General features: G+C 73.6%; 16 protein-coding genes. 6 read left to right on the forward strand and 10 right to left on the reverse strand.

The genetic code is table 11. The annotated features are described in order from the left end of the window. Window positions 1–35: 35 nt before the first annotated feature. From HDC93_RS12530 to HDC93_RS12555, 6 genes are read left to right on the forward strand one after another with little or no spacing between them, the layout of a single operon-like run. On the forward strand, window positions 36–1,121 hold the full coding sequence (locus tag HDC93_RS12530; RefSeq protein WP_185010101.1) for an ADP-ribosylglycohydrolase family protein: 1,086 nt from the start codon (window positions 36–38) through the stop codon (window positions 1,119–1,121). Then, the gene (locus HDC93_RS12535) at window positions 1,118–2,395 is read left to right on the forward strand and encodes an ADP-ribosylglycohydrolase family protein (RefSeq protein WP_260419534.1); all 1,278 of its coding nucleotides are present in this window, start codon (window positions 1,118–1,120) and stop codon (window positions 2,393–2,395) included. Before HDC93_RS12530 ends, HDC93_RS12535 begins: the two co-directional genes overlap by 4 nt. Before the next feature lie 7 nt (window positions 2,396–2,402). After that, on the forward strand, window positions 2,403–3,572 hold the full coding sequence (locus HDC93_RS12540; RefSeq protein ID WP_185010103.1) for an ADP-ribosylglycohydrolase family protein: 1,170 nt from the start codon (window positions 2,403–2,405) through the stop codon (window positions 3,570–3,572). Then, window positions 3,560–4,921: an ADP-ribosylglycohydrolase family protein gene (locus HDC93_RS12545; RefSeq protein ID WP_185010105.1), complete on the forward strand. Its 1,362-nt coding sequence runs from the start codon at window positions 3,560–3,562 to the stop codon at window positions 4,919–4,921. The genes HDC93_RS12540 and HDC93_RS12545 overlap by 13 nt, the downstream gene beginning before the upstream one ends. Beyond that, window positions 4,918–6,117 carry a CaiB/BaiF CoA-transferase family protein gene (locus tag HDC93_RS12550; RefSeq protein WP_185010107.1) on the forward strand — a complete coding sequence of 400 codons (1,200 nt, stop codon included), beginning with the start codon at window positions 4,918–4,920 and terminating at the stop codon, window positions 6,115–6,117. The genes HDC93_RS12545 and HDC93_RS12550 overlap by 4 nt, the downstream gene beginning before the upstream one ends. Further along, window positions 6,114–6,929, forward strand: coding sequence for a CoA ester lyase (locus tag HDC93_RS12555; RefSeq protein ID WP_185010109.1), 816 nt, complete (start codon window positions 6,114–6,116; stop codon window positions 6,927–6,929). The genes HDC93_RS12550 and HDC93_RS12555 overlap by 4 nt, the downstream gene beginning before the upstream one ends. A gap of 62 nt (window positions 6,930–6,991) precedes the next feature. Here HDC93_RS12555 and lgt read toward each other — a convergent pair whose 3' ends face one another. From lgt to HDC93_RS12605, 10 genes are all read right to left on the reverse strand, one after another. Continuing rightward, window positions 6,992–7,948: a prolipoprotein diacylglyceryl transferase gene (lgt, locus tag HDC93_RS12560; RefSeq protein WP_185010111.1), complete on the reverse strand. Its 957-nt coding sequence runs from the start codon at window positions 7,946–7,948 to the stop codon at window positions 6,992–6,994. Between the two features lie 83 nt (window positions 7,949–8,031). Continuing rightward, complete coding sequence (locus tag HDC93_RS12565) at window positions 8,032–8,808, reverse strand: thioredoxin domain-containing protein (RefSeq protein ID WP_185010114.1); 777 nt, start codon at window positions 8,806–8,808, stop codon at window positions 8,032–8,034. An 86-nt stretch (window positions 8,809–8,894) separates the two neighbouring features. Continuing rightward, window positions 8,895–9,713: a tryptophan synthase subunit alpha gene (gene trpA / locus HDC93_RS12570; RefSeq protein ID WP_185010116.1), complete on the reverse strand. Its 819-nt coding sequence runs from the start codon at window positions 9,711–9,713 to the stop codon at window positions 8,895–8,897. After that, window positions 9,710–10,993, reverse strand: a complete 1,284-nt coding sequence (gene trpB, locus HDC93_RS12575; protein ID WP_185010118.1) for a tryptophan synthase subunit beta — start codon at window positions 10,991–10,993, stop codon at window positions 9,710–9,712. The genes trpA and trpB overlap by 4 nt, the downstream gene beginning before the upstream one ends. A 108-nt stretch (window positions 10,994–11,101) precedes the next feature. After that, window positions 11,102–11,269, reverse strand: a complete 168-nt coding sequence (trpM, locus tag HDC93_RS12580; RefSeq protein WP_184912475.1) for a tryptophan biosynthesis modulator TrpM — start codon at window positions 11,267–11,269, stop codon at window positions 11,102–11,104. 21 nt (window positions 11,270–11,290) lie between these two features. Then, entirely contained in the window at window positions 11,291–12,100 is an 810-nt protein-coding gene (gene trpC / locus HDC93_RS12585) for an indole-3-glycerol phosphate synthase TrpC (RefSeq protein ID WP_030848367.1), read from the reverse strand. Window positions 12,101–12,285: 185 nt separating this feature from the next. Next, window positions 12,286–12,720, reverse strand: coding sequence for a DUF2752 domain-containing protein (locus HDC93_RS12590; RefSeq protein ID WP_185010120.1), 435 nt, complete (start codon window positions 12,718–12,720; stop codon window positions 12,286–12,288). Between the two features lie 93 nt (window positions 12,721–12,813). Beyond that, entirely contained in the window at window positions 12,814–13,065 is a 252-nt protein-coding gene (locus HDC93_RS12595; RefSeq protein ID WP_030848361.1) for an HGxxPAAW family protein, read from the reverse strand. A gap of 110 nt (window positions 13,066–13,175) precedes the next feature. Next, window positions 13,176–13,817: a TIGR02234 family membrane protein gene (locus HDC93_RS12600; RefSeq protein ID WP_185010122.1), complete on the reverse strand. Its 642-nt coding sequence runs from the start codon at window positions 13,815–13,817 to the stop codon at window positions 13,176–13,178. Between the two features lie 41 nt (window positions 13,818–13,858). Then, window positions 13,859–15,340 carry an anthranilate synthase component I gene (locus tag HDC93_RS12605; protein ID WP_185010124.1) on the reverse strand — a complete coding sequence of 494 codons (1,482 nt, stop codon included), beginning with the start codon at window positions 15,338–15,340 and terminating at the stop codon, window positions 13,859–13,861. Window position 15,341 lies beyond the last annotated feature (1 nt).

Genomic DNA, 15,341 nt, shown 5'->3' on the forward strand with positions numbered 1-15,341 from the left:
GCTCGGCGGGGTCACCGGAGTGGGACACATGCCCTATGGCATCGATCGCCTGCATCCCCTCCGTCCCGGCGCCCGGGGACGCCACCGGTCTTTGCGCACGCGCGCGCGGCGCACTGCTGGGCCTGGCCGTCGGTGACGCCCTCGGGGCCCCGGCCGAGAACATGAAGCCCTCCGAGATCCGCGCCCGGTGGGGCCGCATCACCGGCTACGTCACTGATAACCCGTCCGGCACGGACGACACCGAGTACGCGATCTTCTCCGGCCTCCTGCTGGCCCGGCACGGCGCCGCGCTCACCCCGGCCCATGTGGAGGCGGCCTGGCACGAGTGGATCGCCGACCGCGACGAGGGCCCCTTCCGGGGCGCCGGTTTCAGCGAACGCGGCACGCTGGAGAACCTCCGCCGGGGGCTGGCCGCCCCGATCTCCGCGCAGCACCGGCACGCCTGGAGCGACGGCCTGGCCATGCGCGCGGCGCCCTTCGGGGTGTTCGCGGCGGGCCGCCCGGCGGAGGCGGCCCGGCTGGTCGCGATCGACGGTTCGGTGAGCCACGACGGCGAGGGCATCTACGGCGGCCAGGCGGTGGCGGCGGGCGTCGCGGCGGCGATGGCCGGCGCGCCGCCGACCGCGGTCGTGGCCGCTGCCCTCGCAGTCGTCCCCGACGACTCCTGGACGGCCCGCAGCCTGCGCCGCGCGGTGGCCGTCGCCCACCGCGGCGAACGCGCGGTCCGCTCCGCGGTCGTCATCGGCGGCTACCCCTGGACCGACCTGGCCCCCGAGGCCGTCGCCCTCGCCTTCGGCGCGTACGCGGCGGCCGACGGCGACTTCGAGCAGTCCGTCCTGACCGCGGTCAACATGGGCCGCGACGCGGACACCACGGCGGCGGTGGCAGGGGCCCTGGCGGGCGCGACCCGGGGCGTGTCGGCGATCCCGCAGTCCTGGACGACCCCCATCGGCCCGGTCCTCGGCAGATGCCTCCCGGCGATGGCGGGCTACCACGTCCTGGACGTGGCGGACCTGCTGACACCGGCAAAGGACGAGGACCGGCCGGCCGCGGGCGCCGAAGCCCCGGGCCCGACGGACTTCGCCCTGGTCGCCGGCGACGGATCGGAGACCCCCGCATGACAGCAGTCGAACCGGCACCGGCAGCCGATGCCCCAGCCTCGCAGGCACCACCCGCACCCGCCGACGGTGAACGCGCCCCACGGGAGACCGGGGCCCCTCGGGTGACAGTCACGGGCGGTGCGCGGGCGGGAGGCAAAAGGGCCGAAGGCGAAGCCGAGGCCCCGGGACGGGCCGCAGGACTCCTGCTCGGTCTGGCCGCCGGCGACGCCGCCGGCTGGCCCGCCGCCCGCCACAGAGCCGCCCGCATGCCCGACTGGACCCGCCGCCTCACCCGCGAACTGGACACCTTCGCCGAACACAACGCCACGACCACCCTTCCCGTCCCCATCGCCCTGAACCAGCCCCCCGAACCCCTCCGCCTCGGCCCCTCCGACGACGCCGAGTGGGCGGCCTTCGCGGCAGAAGCCCTCCTGCGCGCGGGCGTCGACACCGTCCGAGACGACCTCAGCCGCGAACGCCGCACCCGAGCCGCCATCGACCTCACCTGGAACGCCCTCGCCGCCGAGGTCGCCGCCGCGGCGAACCGCGCCCCCGAGATCGAGTCCGCCGTACTCCCCCTGCGCGCCCGCATCTCCGTCCGCGCCGGCCTCGGCAACCTCGCCACCGGCCTGCGCCCGCCCGCCACCGGCCACGATAACCCGCACTACTTCGACGACGCCGCCTGCGTACGCGCCTGCGTCCTGGCCGTGGCCCATCCCGGCGACCCCCGCAGTGCCGCCGACCTCGCCGAGTTCGACGCCCGCTACACCCAGGACGGCGACGGCGTCCACGGCGCCCGCGCGATGGCGGCGGCCCTCGCGCTCGCCCTGGCCGGCGCGGACGTCGACGCCTGCGTCACCGCGGCCCTCAGCGAGCTCCCCGAGGAGACGGAGATCGGCCGCAACGCCCGGCAGGCCCTGACGCTCGCCGCCGCCACGGACAGCGCCTTCGCCCTGGTCCCTCCCCTGGAGCACCAGATCGTCGACCACGTCTACAGCTACGGCATCGCCGCCGCCGAGACGGTCCCGGTCGCCCTCGCCCTGGCCACCGCCGCCCGCGGCCGCGTCGCGCAGGCCGTCCCGGCCGCGGCCTGCCTGTCCCGCGTCGCGGACTCCGCCCCTGCCCTGACGGGCGCCCTCACCGGCGCCCTCGGCGGCGGCGCCTCGATCCCCGCCACCTGGCGGGAGACCTGCCGCACCCTCTCCGGCTGCGTCCTCCCCCGCCTCACCGGCACCGACCTCGTGGAACTCGCCGAACTCCTGGAAGCGGTGCAACCGGCCCGCCCGGGTGGATGATGCGGCCATGCAGCCCAAAACCCACCAAAACGCCCCGCTGGACGAGCGAATCACCGGAGCCCTGGTCGGCGCAGCCCTCGGCGACGCGCTCGGCGGCCCCGTCGAGGGCTACTCGCCCGAGCAGATCCTCGAACGCCACGGCGGCCGCGTGCACGGCGTCGTCGGCCCCTGGCACGGCGACGACTGGCGCACCGCCCGCCCCCTCGCCCCGTACCACAAGGGCGACGGCCACGTCACCGACGACACCCTGATGACCCACGCCCTGATCCGCGTCTACGCCCGGGTCCGCGACCACCTCGATGCCTACGCCATCGCCGACCACCTGGTCCCGGACCTGATGACGCAGCCGCGCTGGATCCCGGAGCTGGAGAGCGAGGCCCTCCCCCTCCAGCGGATCTTCCTGGCGGAGAAGTGGCTGGTGACGAGGATCCACTACGGCCACGCCGACCCGCGCGAGGCCGGCACCGGCAACATCGTCAACTGCGGCGCGGCGATGTACATGGCGCCGGTCGGCCTGGTCAACGCGGCCGATCCGCGGGCGGCGTACGCCGAGGCCCTCGACATCGCCGGCGCGCACCAGTCGTCGTACGGCCGTGAGGCGGCCGGTGTCCTGGCCGCGGCGGTGGCGGCGGCCTGCTCCCCGGGCGCGACCCCGGACTCGGTCGTCTCGGCGTGTCTCGCCCTCGCGAAGGACGGCACCCGGGCCGCGATCGAGCGGGTCTGCGAGGAGGCGGCCCGCCACACGGACTTCGAGTCGGCGCTGCGCCCGCTGCGCGAGGCGGTGACCCCCTACGACACGGTCGGCCCCGACTACCGGGCCCCTTCGCTCGGCGCCCGCCGCCCGTCCCGCCTGCACGCGATCGAGGAACTCCCCGTCGCGCTGGGCATGCTGCTCGTGGCGCGGGGCGACTACCGCCACGCGGTCCTCGGCGCGGTGAACTACGGCCGCGACTGCGACTCCATCGCCACGATGGCCGGAGCCGTGGCCGGGGCCCTGGGCTCACCGGTCCCGGAGGACTGGGCCAAGACGGTCGCGGAGGCCAGCCGCCTGGACCTCTGGGAACCGGCGGCCACCCTCACCGCCGTGACCCGCGAGATCTTCGGCCGGGACGTGGCCCGCCGCCGCACCCACGAGCAGGCCTTCGCGTCCCTCGGAGGCCCGGCATGCTCCGACTGACCTGGGTCCAGCCGGAGGACCTGCTCGGCCACGAGCTCCGCCAGGCGGCCCAGGACGGCCGCGAGCCGAAGGCGGTCGCGGCCCGCTGGCGGGCGGCGGGCGGCCCCGAGGCCCCGGCCACCGCGGGCGCCTCCCCCACCCCGGCGTCCCGCTACCTCCGTCAGCTGGCGGAAGACCTCCTGGACGAACTGGCCGATCTGCCGAGCGCGTCGGCGGACGACGAACCCACGGACCTGGCCAGGATCCGGTCCGCCTGCCCCGACTGGCCGGAGCCGGTGGGCACCCCGGCCACCACCCCGCACGCCCTGGAAGCCGCCTGGCTCGGCCGCGCCACCGGCTGCCTCCTCGGCAAACCGGTCGAGAAGCTCCCCCTCGACGCCATCCGCCGACTCGCCCGGGCCACCGGCAACTGGCCCCTCACCACCTACTTCACCGCCCGGGGCGTCCCGGAGGAACTCCTCGCACGGCATCCCTGGAACCGCCGCTCGGCGCCCACCTCCCTCGCCGAGAACATCGACGGCATGCCAGAGGACGACGACCTCAACTACCCCCTGATCAACCTCGTCCTCCTGCAGCGCCACGGCAGGACGTTCACCACCACGGACGTGGCCCGCACCTGGCTCGACGAACTCCCCGCCGGCCGCACGTTCACCGCCGAACGCGTCGCCTACCGCAACCTCCTCTCCGGCCTGGAGCCCCCGCGCACCGCCCGCCACCGCAACCCGTTCCGCGAATGGATCGGCGCCCTGATCCGCGCGGACGTCCACGGCTGGACCAACCCCGGCCACCCGGCCGCGGCAGCCGAACAGGCCCACCGGGACGCGACCCTCACGCACACCGCCAACGGCGTCTACGCGGCGATGTTCACGGCGGCCACCATCGCCACGGCGGCGACCGGCGACCACGACGTCCACACCTGCCTGCGCACCGGCCTCGCCGTCGTCCCACCGCGCTCCCGCCTGGCCCGAGCCGTCCGGCAGGCCGTGCGACTCGCGCACGAGCACGCGGACTTCGAGTCGGTCGTCGACGCACTCCACGCCACCCACGCCGACACCCACCACTGGGTGCACGCCGTCCCCAACACCGCCCTGATCGCCGCCGCCCTCACCCACGCGCACGGCGACTTCGCCGGCTCCATCTGCCGTGCCGTCAGCGGCGGCTGGGACACCGACTCCAACGGCGCGACGGCCGGATCCGTCGCCGGACTGCTGGCCGGGCACCCCGCGGCGCTCCCCGACAGGTGGACGGCGCCCCTGAAGAACCGGCTGGCCACCTCCATCGGCGACTTCGACGGCATCGGCTTCGACACCCTCGCCCACCTCACGCACCGGGAGACCCGCCGCCCATGACCGCGTCCACGACCGCGCCCCTCACCGGCCTGCGCGTCCTCGACCTCGCCACCCTCTTCGCCGGCCCGATGGCCGCCACCCTGCTCGGTGACTTCGGCGCCGAGGTCGTCAAGATCGAGCACCCGGGCAAGCCGGACCCCTCCCGCGGCCACGGACCGTCGAAGGACGGCGTGGGCCTGTGGTGGAAGATGCTCGGCCGCAACAAGCGGACCATGACCCTGGACCTGTCGAAGCCCGGCGGCCGCGCCACCCTCCTGCGCCTGGCCGCGGTCACCGACGTGATCATCGAGAACTTCCGCCCCGGCACCCTGGAGAAATGGGACCTGGGCTGGCCGGAGCTGTCGGCCGTCAACCCCCGCCTGGTCCTGGCCCGTGTCACCGGCTTCGGCCAGTTCGGCCCCTACGCGCACCGCCCCGGCTTCGGCACCCTCGCCGAGGCGATGAGCGGCTTCGCCGCGATGACCGGCGAACCGGACTCACCCCCGACCCTCCCGCCGTTCGGCCTGGCCGACTCCATCGCGGGCCTGACGACGGCGTACGCGGTGATGACGGCGCTCGCCGCCCGCGAGCACACCGGTGAGGGCCAGGTCGTCGACATGGCCCTCATCGAGCCGATCCTGGCCGCACTCGGCCCCCAGCCCCTCTGGTACGACCAGCTCGGCCATGTGCAGCCCCGCACCGGCAACCGCTCCCCCAACAACGCCCCGCGCGGTGTCTACCGCACCGCGGACGGCAGCTGGGTCGCCGTCTCCACCTCGGCGCAGTCGGTCGCGGAACGCGTGATGCACCTGGTCGGCCGCCCGGAACTGATCGACGAGCCCTGGTTCGCCTCGGGAGCCGAGCGCGCCCGGCACGCGGACGTCCTGGACGAGGCGGTCGGCGGCTGGATCGCCGCGCGCACCCGCACCGACGTCATGGCCGCCTTCGAGAAGGCCGAGGCGGCGGTGGCCCCAATCCAGGACGTCCGGGACGTGATGGCGGACCCGCAGTACCAGGCCCTGGGCACCATCACCACCGTCGACGACCCCGAACTCGGCCCGCTGCGCATGCAGAACGTCCTCTTCCGGCTCTCCGCCACACCCGGCGCGATCCGCTGGGCCGGCCGCCCGCACGGCGCCGACACCGAGGAGATCCTGACCGAGCTGGGCCTGACCCCGGACGACGTCACAGCCCTGCGCGCGGAGGGCGCCCTGTGACGGCGTACCCGCTCACCTGGCTCTATGCCCCGGGTGACCGCCCTCAGGTGGTCGCGAAGGCCCTGACCTCCGGCGCCGACGTCGTCGTCGTCGACCTGGAGGACGCGGTCGCCTCCGACCGCAAGGACTACGCCCGCGCCGCCACCGCCGACCTGCTCGAACACCCGCCGGCCGTCCCGGTCCACGTCCGCGTCAACGCCCTGGACAGCCCCTGGGGCGAGCGCGACATCGCGGCCCTGGCCGCGGCTCCCGGCCTCTCCGGGCTCCGCCTCGCCAAGATCACTTCACCCGCCGAGGTCGCCCACGTGGCACGCCGGGCCGCTCGGGCCGACCTGTACGCCCTGCTGGAGACGGCCCTCGCCGTGGAGCAGGCGTACGCCATCGCCGGCGCCCATCCGCAGCTGCGCGGCATCGCACTCGGCGAGGCCGATCTGCGGGCCGATCTCGGTGTGCGCGACGACAGTGGCCTCGACTGGCCCCGCTCCCGGGTGGTCGTGGCGGCCCGGGCCGCCGGTCTGCCCCCTCCGCCCCAGTCCGTCCATCCGGACACCCGCGACCTGGACGGGCTGGCGGCCTCCTGCGCCCACGGCCGCGCCCTGGGGTTCCTCGGCCGGGCCGCGATCCACCCCCGTCAGCTCCCGGTCATCGAACGGGCCTATCTGCCCACCGAGGCGGAGATCGAGCGGGCGGAGACGGTGCTCAAGGCCGCCGCCACTGCCCGGGGCGCCCAGGCCCTGCCCGACGGCCGCTTCGTCGACGCGGCGGTGGTGACGGCGGCCCAGCGCACCCTGTCCCTGGCACGCCGGCGCTGACATGCCGAGAGCGCCCGGGGAGATCTCCCCGGGCGCTCTCGGCTCGTCACGTGTGCGGGTCGTCAGGTCTTCTTGCCCGACCCGGCCTCGTCCTTGGCGTCCGCCTCGGCTTCGGCCTCGTTCCCGTCGTCCTCGCCGGCGTCCGCGGACGTACCGGTGTCCTCGGAATTCTCGCCGCCGTCGGCGTCGTCACCGGAGGTCACGGCACCCGGCTCCACGACGTCCTCCCGCCCGGGCCGCTTCTTGGACGACACGACCAGGTAGGTCACCGCGAGCAGGAACACCACGATCGCGGTCCAGACGTTCAGCCGGAGCCCCAGGATGTGGTGGGCGTCGTCGACGCGCATGTACTCGATCCACGCGCGGCCCGTGCAGTACGCGGCGACGTACAGGGCGAACGCCCGGCCGTGTCCGAGGCGGAAGCGGCGGTCCGCCCAGATGACGAGGAACGCCACACCGATGCACCACAGCGACTCGTAGAGAAACGTCGGGTGGTACGTGCCCGGCACCCGCCCGTCCGACGAGGAGGTGATCTCCAGGGCCCACGGCAGATCGGTGGGCCTGCCGTACAGCTCCTGGTTGAACCAGTTGCCCCAGCGGCCGATCGCCTGCGCGAAGGCGATGCCCGGCGCGATGGCGTCGGCGTAAGCGGGCAGCGGGATGCCACGGCGGCGGCAGCCGATCCACGCGCCCACCGCGCCGAGTGCGATCGCGCCCCAGATGCCGAGGCCGCCCTCCCAGATCTTGAAGGCGTCCACCCAGTCACGGCCCTCGCTGAAGTACAGCTCGTAGTCCGTGATCACGTGGTAGAGCCGGCCGCCGACGAGACCGAAGGGCACGGCCCAGACAGCGATGTCGGCCACCGTGCCGGCCCGCCCGCCCCGGGCGATCCAGCGCTTGTTGCCGAGCCAGACCGCGACGAAGACGCCGATGATGATGCAGAACGCGTAGCCGCGCAGCGGAATGGGGCCGAGGTACAGCACCCCGCGTGACGGGCTGGGAATGAAGGCAAGTTCCATGGCAAGGTCGACGCTACCGTGCCGCACCGGGCCCGCGGCAGTCAGCCCGGCTACGGGTCCATAACGGGGGCGTGAGAAGACCCTTACTCCTTGTTCGCCTCCTGCACCATCTGCTTCAGCTTGGCCGGGGTCATCGTCCGGTCCTGGTAGATGTTCTCGCCGTCGAACAGCACGGTCGGCGTGCCCGAGAAGCCGCCCTTGTCGAAGGCCTGGTGGGACTTGGCGACCCAGCCGTTGTGCGTGCCCTTCTCGACGCAGGTGCGGAAGGCGGGGGTGTCCAGACCGTCGACCTTGCCGGCCAGCTCGATCAGTCTGGCGTTGTCCGCGAAGGCGTCGTCGACCTCCGTGGGCTGGTTGTCGAAGAGCACGTCGTGGTACGCGGGGAACTTCCCGGCGTCCTGGGCGCAGGCCGCGGCGTTGGCCGCGGTGCGGGAGCCCGTGCCGCGCATGTTGCCGTCGATGAGGGTGACCAGGTGGTACTCCACCTTCAGCTCGCCGGCGTTCGTCAGTTCGTGGATCACCGGCCGGTACGCCGTCTCGAAGGACTTGCACGCGGGGCAGCGGAAGTCCTCCCACACCGTGAGCGTGGGCTTGGCGCTGTCCTTGCCGACCGGGATGGCCAGGCCGTCCTTGCCCTGGGCCCCCGAGGGCGCCACGACCGGGCCCGAGGCCTCGCTGTCGTCGTCCTTGCCGGCGTTGGCCGCGACGACGCCGATCACGGCCGCGAGTCCCAGGACGGCGACGACGGCCCCGCCCACGATCAGCGCGCGCCGGCGCTTGTCCGCGGACTTCTGCTTCTCGCGCTCGACCGCCAGCTTCTCCCGGGCGGTGCGCTTTCCCTCACGGTTCTTCTCGCTCACACCCCGGAAACGAACCGGGGAGGCGCAGCGCGCCTCCCCGGCCTCAGGTCCACCCGTACGAGGGACCGGTCTGACTTCCGGCGTTCTTACGCCTGTCCGCGCACGCCCTTGGCGAGGTCACCGGCGAGCGCGCGCACGGCCTCGACACCGGCCGCGTCGTCCGGGGCGTCCAGCATGGCCTTGACGAAGGCCGAGCCGACGATCACACCGTCGGCGAAGTGCGCGACCTCGGCGGCCTGGGCGGGGTTGGAGACGCCGAGCCCGACGCAGACCGGCAGGTCCGTCCCCGTGGCCCGGGTGCGTTCCACCAGGTCCTGGGCCTGATTGCTGACGCTGGCGCGGGTGCCGGTGACGCCCATGAGGGAGGCGGCGTAGACGAAGCCGCTGCCCGCCGCGGTGATCTGCGCGAGCCGCTCGTCCTTGCTGCTGGGGGCGACGACGAAGACGGTGGCGAGACCGTGCTTCTCCGCGTGCTCCCTCCACAGCGCCGACTCCTGCACGGGCAGGTCGGGCAGGATGCACCCGGCGCCGCCCGCCTCGGCGAGCTCGGCGGTGAACCGCTCGACGCCGTAGCGGTCGATGGGGTTCCAGTACGTCATGACGAGGATCGGCTTGCCGGTGGCGGCGTGTGCCTCGCGGACCGTGCGCATCACGTCGGCGATCCGCACGCCGCCGCGCAGGGCGATGTCGTCGGCCGTCTGGATGACGGGGCCGTCGAGGACGGGGTCGCTGTGCGGCAGGCCCACCTCGACGACGTCGGCGCCGCCGTCGATGACGGCCTTGATCGCCTCGATGCCGCCGTCCACGGTCGGGAACCCGGCCGGGAGGTAGGCGATGAGGGCGGAGCGCCCTTCGGACTTGGCCGCGGCGAGGGTGTCGCTCAACAGCCTGATGTTGCCGCTCACTTGGCGTCCCCCTCGATCTCGGCGGTGCCGGAGGCGTCCTCGGCGACCTCGGCGTCGGTGTCGTACAGGCCGAAGTAGCGCGCGGCGGTGTCCATGTCCTTGTCGCCGCGGCCGGACAGGTTGACCACGATCAGCCCGTCCTTGCCGAGCTCCTTGCCGACCTCCAGGGCGCCGGCCAGCGCGTGGGCGCTCTCGATGGCCGGGATGATGCCCTCGGTGCGCGACAGCAGGCGCAGGGCCTGCATGGCCGCGTCGTCGGTGACCGCGCGGTACTCGCCGCGGCCGGAGTCCTTCAGATACGAGTGCTCCGGGCCGATGCCCGGGTAGTCCAGACCGGCCGAGATGGAGTACGGCTCGGTGATCTGGCCCTCGTCGTCCTGGAGGACGTAGGAGCGGGAGCCGTGCAGGATGCCGGGTTCGCCCGCGGTCAGGGTGGCCGCGTGTTCGCCGGTCTCGACGCCGTGCCCGGCCGGTTCGCAGCCGATGAGGCGGACGTCGGTGTCGGGGATGAAGGCGTGGAAGAGGCCGATGGCGTTGGAGCCGCCGCCGACGCAGGCGACGGCCGCGTCGGGCAGGCGTCCGGCGCGCTCCAGGAGCTGGCGGCGGGCCTCGACGCCGATGACCCGGTGGAAGTCGCGGACCATCGCCGGGAAGGGGTGGGGTCCGGCGACGGTGCCGAAGAGGTAGTGGGTGTGGTCGACGTTGGCGACCCAGTCGCGGAAGGCCTCGTTGATGGCGTCCTTCAGCGTGCGGCTGCCGGACTTCACGGCGATGACCTCGGCGCCGAGCATGCGCATGCGGGCCACGTTGAGGGCCTGGCGCTGCGTGTCGATCTCGCCCATGTAGATGGTGCAGTCGAGGCCGAACAGCGCACAGGCGGTGGCGGTGGCCACGCCGTGCTGGCCGGCGCCCGTCTCGGCGATGACCCGGGTCTTGCCCATGCGCTTGGTGAGCAGGGCCTGGCCGAGGACGTTGTTGATCTTGTGGGAGCCGGTGTGGTTGAGGTCTTCCCGCTTCAGGAAGATTCGTGCGCCACCGGCGTGTTCGGCGAACCTCGGCACCTCGGTGAGGGAGCTGGGGCGGCCGGTGTAGTTGACCAGGAGGTCGTCGAGTTCCTCGGCGAACTCGGGGTCGTGCTTGGCCTTGTCGTACTCGACGGCGACCTCGTCGACCGCGGCGACGAGGGCCTCCGGGATGAACTTGCCGCCGAAGGCCCCGAAGTAGCCTTCGGGGTTGGGTGATTGACCCTCGGGGTCGGGGATGAAGAACTGGCTGGGCATGCGAATACCTCACGGTGAGTGTGTGTGGAATGCACTGATCGCCGTGGGAGCGAGGACTACCTGTCGGCTGCGGGCCCGTTGGGGCTGGTCGCGCAGTTCCCCGCGCCCCTAGAGGGCGCGCTGCCATCGCATGCCGTTGACCTGCCCGGGTTCGTCGCCGATGACGTACCGGACGCGGCGGCCGTGGATCCGGCGGGCCGGCGCACGGCAGCCGCGGGGGCGGCAGCCGCGCGCGAGGCGGGCGTACCGGTCCACGGTCGTCATGGTGGGAGTCATCGGGGCGAGCCTAGCGGGTGATCAGCTCCGGCCGTGCCGGAGCGCGGGGTGCTCGCCTGCCGCCACCAGGTCCGAGACCGCCGTCCTCGGGTCCTTGCCCGTGACGAGGGACTCGCCCACCAGGACCGCGTCGGCGCCGGCGTTGGCGTACGCGATGAGGTCGTGCGGGCCGCGGACGCCGGACTCGGCGATCTTGATGATGTGGTCGGGGATCTCCGGCGCCACCCGCTCGAAGGTGCCCCGGTCGACCTCGAGGGTCTTGAGGTTGCGCGCGTTGACGCCGATCACGCGGGCGCCGGCGTCGACCGCGCGCTCGACCTCGTCCTCGTCGTGCACCTCGACCAGCGGTGTGAGCCCGATGGACTCGGCGCGCTCGATGAGGGACTCCAGGGCGGGCTGGTCGAGGGCGGCGACGATCAGCAGCACGACGTCGGCGCCGTAGGCGCGGGCCTCCCACAGCTGGTACGACGTGACGATGAAGTCCTTGCGCAGCACGGGGATGTCCACCCGGGCGCGGACCGCCTCTAGGTCGGCGAGCGAGCCGCCGAAGCGGCGCTCCTCGGTGAGGACGGAGATGACGGCCGCGCCGCCCGCCTCGTAGTCCGCGGCGAGTCCGGCCGGGTCGGCGATCGCGGCCAGCGCGCCCTTGGAGGGGCTGGAGCGCTTGACCTCGCAGATGACCTTGACGCCGTCGCCGCGCAGTGCGGCCGCGCCGTCCTTGGCCGCGGGAGCCTTCGCCGCGCGCTCCTTGAGCTCGTCGAGGCTGACGCGCGCCTGCCGCTCCGCAAGGTCGGCACGGACTCCGTCGATGATCTCGTCGAGCACACTCACGCGAGCGGCCCCCTTCCAGACTCTTGACAGTTCCAGCGACCGATCGAAAACCGATGGTCACTGCGATGGTATCCGCAGCGGGGCGTAGGCCTCACATCCGGTTGACGCCGGTCCCTCCCCCACCCTCGAACCAGCTTCGCATGCTCGGGCGGAAGGTGCCCTCATACTGGACATCCGCCTGTTGATCAAGGATGGAGCCCGCCACCGAAGGGCAGGTTCCGGACAACGGTGAAGACCAGCAGCAACACTCCGAGGCTCCACACCGGCCCCGGGCGCGGGTCGATCCGCAGGGGGCGCCCGCGGACCGCGTGGACCACCCATACGGTCCACAGCACCGCGAAGCCCAGATAGCCGAGGGTCGCGAGCGCGTTGGCGTGCAGCGCCGCGAGGAGATCCCCGTGGACGAAGGCGTGCGCGCTGCGCAGTCCGCCGCAGCCGGGGCAGTAGAGGCCGGTGTAGCGCAGCAGCGGGCAGACGGGGTAGTGGCCGGGCTCGTTGGGGTCCACGGTGCCCACGTAGGCGAACGCGGCGGCGACGGCCGCGAGCACCCCGGCGGGGACGGCCAGGCGGCTCGGGACGCTCTGCGTCACCCTTCGGCTGTCGGCGTTCACGGTATGCATTGTGCCCCGCACGCGCGTGAGGGGCGGTTCCGGCACTCGTGTGCCGGGCCGCCCCTCACGTGAGGACGTGCTCCGCGGATCGTGCCGCGCAGGTCAGCTCCCGGCGCCGGCCGGCTCGCGGTCGCCCGTGGTCCGGTGCGGCTGGTGCGCCTCCTTGGGCTGGCCCAGGCCCATCATCCGCATGATGCCGCCGACGACACCGCCGAGCAGTACGACCACCATGCCCGCCCAGAAGCCCACCGGCTGGTCCAGCACCATGAACGCGCCCGAGACGCAGAAACCGATGAAGGCGATCGTGACACCGGTCCAGGCGGCCGGGGTGTGACCGTGGCTGCTGCCCGCCATTGCTTGCTCCTCGTTGCTGTGTGCGTGTCTGAGCAGGACGCTCGGGGCCATTGTCCCGCACGCGCGCCCGCGGGGTGAGCGGGGGTGCTCCACCGCTCCCCCGGGTGGGCTCAGGCCCCGGTCGGGTCCTCGCCGCGGTCGAGTGCCTTCCACAGGTCCTCGGGCCGGTCGGGGTCGACGGCGGGGGCCTCGCGGCGCGGCTGGGGCGTCGCGCCGCGCTCGTAGCGGCCGGACATGGCGGGCCACAGCCGGCCGTAGCGCAGGGCGAGCAGTCCGGCCACGAGGATCAGGACACCGCCGACGACCGCGACGTACGGCCAGGCGGTGTGGCTGAGGGCGTCGACGGAGGCCGAGGCGTCGCCGGAGGCCTGAGCGGCCTGCTCGTCGAGCGCGGAGCTGTCGGAGGCGCCGAGCAGGGCCGCGGCGACGATGCCGACGCCGGAGAGCGCGAGCAGCCCGGCGACGACGAAGCGGCCGGCGCGGCGGACGGCGAACACGGCGACGAGCGCGGCGAGGCCCACTATGGCGAGCGCCGCGGGAACACCCGTGACGTCGCTGCCCTTGGCGGTCAGGGGGAAGGCGCCACCGGCCACCGTCGCGGTGCCCTGCGACCATTGCTGCCGGGTGGCGAGCAGCGCCACGGCGGCGCCGAGCGCGCCGCTCAGCAGCGCGACGGCGAGGCTCAGGCGGCCGGCCCGGGCGGATCCGGGGGCTTCGGAACGGGGGTGCGGTACAGCAGTCACGTGTCCCACTATCGCCTGAACCCCGGGCGAACCGTCACCCGGGGTTCATCTCAGGCCTTTCCCAGCCGGTTCGCCGTGTGCACGGCCCGCAGTACCGCGGCCGCCTTGTTGCGGCATTCGGTGTCCTCGGCGACCGGGTCGGAGTCGGCGACGATGCCCGCCCCGGCCTGGACGTAGGCGGTGCCGTCCCGCAGGAGGGCGGTGCGGATGGCGATGGCCGTGTCGGAGTCGCCGGCGAAGTCGAGGTAGCCGACGCAGCCGCCGTAGAGGCCGCGCCGGGAGGGTTCGAGTTCGTCGATGATCTGCATGGCGCGGGGCTTGGGGGCGCCGGAGAGGGTGCCGGCCGGGAAGCAGGCGGTGAGGACGTCGAAGGCGGTGCGGCCCGGGGCGACGCGGCCCGTCACCGTCGAGACGATGTGCATGACGTGCGAGTACCGCTCGACGGACATGAAGTCCACCACCTCGACCGAGCCCGGCTCGCAGACCCGCCCCAGGTCGTTGCGGCCCAGGTCGACGAGCATGAGGTGCTCGGCGCGCTCCTTGGGGTCGGCGAGCAGCTCCTCGGCCAGCGCCTGGTCCTCCTGCGGGGTGGCGCCGCGCCAGCGGGTGCCGGCGATGGGGTGGACCATGGCGCGGCCGTCCTCGACCTTGACCAGGGCCTCGGGGGACGAGCCGACGACGTCGAACCCGTCGAAGCGGAACAGGTACATGTACGGGGACGGGTTGGTGGCCCGCAGGACCCGGTAGACGTCCAGCGCGCTCGCCGTGCAGGGTGTCTGAAAGCGCTGGGAGGGGACCACCTGGAAGGCCTCACCGGCGCGGATGCGCTCCTTGATGTCCTCGACGGCCGCCTGGAAGTCGGGGCCGCCCCACAGCGCGGTGTACTCGGGGAGCTCGGAGGGCGGGAGGACGGCCGGGGGCTGGGCGACCGGGCGGGAGAGGTCGGCCTCCATGGCGTCGAGGCGGGCGACGGCGTCGGCGTGGGCCTCGTCGACGCCGGTCTCCAGGTCGTTGTGGTTGATCGCGTTGGCGATCAGCAGGACCGAGCCCTCCCAGTGGTCCATGACGGCCAGGTCGCTGGTGAGGAGCATGGTCAGCTCGGGCAGCTTCAGGTCGTCACGCTCGCCGGGGCCGATCTTCTCCAGGCGGCGGACGATGTCGTAGCCGAGGTAGCCGACCATGCCGCCGGTGAAGGGCGGCATGCCCTCCTGGTGGGGCGTGTGCAGGGCCTCGATGGTGGCGCGCAGGGCGGCGAGCGGGTCGCCGTCCGTGGGGACGCCGACGGGCGGGGCGCCGAGCCAGTGCGCCTGCCCGTCGCGTGCGGTCAGCGTCGCGGCGGACCGCACGCCCACGAAGGAGTACCGGGACCAGGAGCGGCCGTTCTCCGCGGATTCCAGCAGGAACGTGCCGGGGCGCTCGGCGGCGAGCTTGCGGTAGAGCGCGACCGGGGTGTCGCCGTCGGCGAGGAGCTTGCGGGTGACGGGGATGACCCGCCGGTCGGTGGCGAGCTTGCGGAAGGTCTCGAGGTCCATG

Origin of the sequence: Streptomyces sp. AK010 (assembly GCF_014207295.1) — a bacterium.
Classification (GTDB): Bacteria; Actinomycetota; Actinomycetes; order Streptomycetales; family Streptomycetaceae; genus Streptomyces; species Streptomyces massasporeus.